At 67.9% G+C, this 3,432-nt stretch carries 2 protein-coding genes; one reads left to right on the forward strand and one right to left on the reverse strand.

Features of this window, described 5'->3' with window-relative positions; genetic code table 11:
- Positions 1-1,961 (reverse strand): peptidoglycan glycosyltransferase PbpC (pbpC, locus tag E8F11_RS25920; protein WP_280291795.1); only part of this gene is annotated, 1,961 nt, incomplete at its 3' end.
- A 492-nt stretch (positions 1,962-2,453) separates the two neighbouring features.
- Between pbpC and E8F11_RS25925 the strand changes: the two genes are divergently transcribed.
- A partial coding sequence (locus E8F11_RS25925; RefSeq protein ID WP_280291788.1) for an Ig-like domain-containing protein occupies positions 2,454-3,432 on the forward strand: 979 nt, incomplete at its 3' end.

Genomic DNA, 3,432 nt, shown 5'->3' on the forward strand with positions numbered 1-3,432 from the left:
CAGCCGGGCGCCACCTGGCGACCTTCGGCGTCGATCCAGAGTGACTGGCGCAGGCCGAGGCCGAGGGGCTGGTCGGCGGCCAACAGGGTGGGCGGCGTGGTGCCGTCCAGGGTCCAGGCGTAGCGCAGCCGGCGGCAGTTGGGGTCGCCCTTGGCCATGGGTTGTCCCAGGGGCCAGCAGATGGCCGCGACATCAACCTCCGGCGGCTGCGGGTCCTGCGGCTGGGCGATGCCGCGTTGGGCATCGCGGTTCACCAACAGGTCGTGCACCTGCAGCAGCAGCGGCGCCGCCGAGGCCAGGCCGAACTGGCCGGGCACCGGGGTGCCGTCCGGGCGGCCGATCCAGATGCCGATCAGGTGGCGCGGCCCCACGCCTATCGCCCAGGCGTCGCGGAAGCCATAGCTGGTGCCGGTCTTCCAGGCCAGTACCGGGCGCTGGGTCAGCCGCGCGCGCGGGTCGCGGTCCGGGCGCGCCTGGCCGGCGAGGATACGGCGGATGATCCAGGCCGCCCCGGGCGAGAGCAGGCGACGCTCCTGCAGGGCGTCCTGGGGCTGCAAGCGCAGCCGGGCGACCCGGCCCTGGCGGGCGAAGGCGCTGTAGCCGCTGACCAGCTCCTCCAACTTGCTGCCGGCACCGCCGAGGATCAGCGCCAGGTTCGGCTCGCTGGCCGGAGGCAGCGCCAGAGGCACGCCGACATTGCGCAGCTCGCCGGCAAAGCGCTTGGGCCCATAGGCCTCCAGCAGCTGTACCGCCGGCAGGTTGAGGGACATGCCCAAGGCCTCGCTGGCCGAGACCGGGCCGATGAAGCCGGCGGCGAAGTTGCCGGGGCGATAGTCGCCGTAGCGCCGGGGCACGTCCTGCAACAGCGATTCGGAGTGGATCAGCCCGGCGTCCAGGGCCATGCCGTAGAGGAAGGGCTTGAGGGTCGAGCCGGGGGAACGCAGCGATTCGATCATGTCGACATGGCCGAAGCGGCGCTCGTCGGCGATGTCGATGGAGCCGAGGTAGGCGCGCACCGCCATGCTCTGGTGCTCGACCACCAGGATAGCCGCCGAGGTGCGCTCCGGGAGGCGCGCGCGCCAGCCCAGCAGCAGGTCTTCCAGGCGGCGCTGGAGAGCAGCGTCGAGGGTGGTGCGGATCAGCGGCGGGCTGTCGGCGCGGTTCAGTCGCCGTGCCAGCAATGGCGCCAGGCTGGGCTCCTGGCGCGGAGCGAGGAGCACGGGCTCCTCCAGGGCTTCGCTCACCGCCCCCTCGGACCAGACCTGGAACTGCGCCAGGCGCCGCAGCACCTTGTCGCGGGCCGCCTGGGCCTGCTCCGGGTGGCGGTCAGGGCGCAGCCGGCTGGGCGCCTGGGGCAGCACCGCGAGCAGCGCCGCCTCGGCACGGGTCAGCTGGGACGGTGGCTTGCCCAGGTAAGCCCAGCTGGCCGCCGCCACACCCTGCAGGGTGCCGCCGAAGGGCGCACGATTGAGGTAGAGACCGAGGATTTCGTCCTTCGACAGATGCCATTCCAGCTGCGCAGTGCGCCAGAACTGGCGCAGCTTGCCGCCGAGGGTACGAGGGTGCGGGTCGAGCAGCCGCGCCACTTGCATGGACAGGGTGCTGCCGCCGGAAAGGACGCGCCCGCCCTTAAGGTTGAGCCAGGCCGCGCGGGCCAGAGCCAGGGGGTTGACCCCCGGGTGCCGGTAGAACCAGCGGTCCTCGTAGGTGAGCAGGGCTTGCAGGTAGTAGGGCGAGACCTGGTCCTGGCTCACCGGGTAGCGCCAGACCCCTTCGGCATCGGCGAAACGCCAGAGCGGCGTGCCGTCCTCCGCCAGCACCACCCGTGCCAGATCATCGCCGGGCAACGGCAGCGGGAACAGCCGGTCGGCCGACCAGAGCAGCGCCAGCAACAGCAGCGGTATCAGAACCAAGGGTCGGCGCAGTACGCGCCAGCGGTGACCTGACCTCAACCACGCCATCCTGGCGGGCGCTGGGTCGACGTGGAGTTGGCGGGCCATGACATCTCCAGGGCAGGGCCGATTCAAGGCGCAGATGGTCTCCCCAACTGCATTTCGCGGCAAGGCATCGAGCCTTCGAAGTCGCAACATTCAAAAAAAGAACGCCATAATTTTGGCCATCCCCTGCCGTTCGTCGAGATTTTGACCGCCAATTCGGGCCGTTTGTATCCCTGCCTTTACAGAGTACCGGGCCGCTCCTAAACGACTATCAAACTGACACCACAGTGCTCTGGCCGTCGCTGTGGTCGGTGCTCGTCGCTTTCACGGTCCCTTGCTCAGATCAGGAGTCCCTCCATGGGTGCTCGCAGCTTCCTGCGCGCTGCCTTCCGGCTACGCGCACGCCCGAAACAGCGGTACGCCCCGCGCTTCCGGGCGGCCCAGCCTCCGCCAGGCATCGCCGCGCGGCCCTGGTAACGCCATCACAACCAACAAGTTCAACAATAGGAATTCAGCATGGCCATCTCCCCCATCTCCTTCGGCAACACCCCCCAGGCCAACGGCGACACCTTTGTCTATGACAGCCTGGCGCCCAACAGCAACGATTGCGTTTACCTGGATGTGATGGCCAATGACCTGGGCGGAAAGGCCAAGACGCTGTACTCGCTCGACGACGGCCTCAATGCCGACGGCAGCGCATCGACCCGCACGCAGATCCAGACGGACCTGCTGGCCCATCAAACTTCATGTTCAAGTGCCTATGGCGCGAGCATCTCGATCGCCCAGGACCCGGCGGATGGGAAAACCAAGGTCGTCTATGACGCCGCCAACCTCTTCGCCAGCGAGGCCTACCGGAGCCTGTCGGCCGGAGAGCTGTTGACGGACAGCTTCACCTACGCCATCCGCCTGGGTAACGGCACGCTCAGCTGGGCCACTGCGACGGTGAAGCTCTATGGGGTCAATGATGCGCCGGAGTCTTCCAATGGCTACGGCACCACCGATGAGGACACACCCATAGTCGGCGCCGCCCTGCCCGGCGCCACTGACATCGATGGCGACAGCGTCACCTATGCCCTGGGCTCGACCGCTGCCGAGCATGGCACGGTCACCGTGCACGCCGACGGCACCTTCGACTTTGCCCCGGCCGCCAACTACTACGGCACCGATAGCTTCTCCTTCGTGGTCAAGGACGGTCAGGGAGGGATCAGTGAGTACACCTACAACTTGACCATCAATTCGGTGAACGACGCCGCCGTACTGAGTGCAGCCACCGTCGAGCTGAACGAGACCAATGCGCCGCTGAGCACCGGCGGCACCCTGACCATCAGCGACGTGGACAGCTCGGAAACCTTCCAGGCCCAGAGCAACGTCGCCGGCAGCTACGGCCACTTCAGCATCACCACGGGCGGCGTCTGGACCTTCACCGCCGACGCGGCGTTCAACGAACTGAACGTCAATGACAGCCTCGTCGACACCTTCCAGGTGCTCAGCGCCG

Origin of the sequence: Pseudomonas sp. BN417 (genome assembly GCF_029871205.1) — a bacterium.
GTDB lineage: Bacteria > Pseudomonadota > Gammaproteobacteria > Pseudomonadales > Pseudomonadaceae > Metapseudomonas.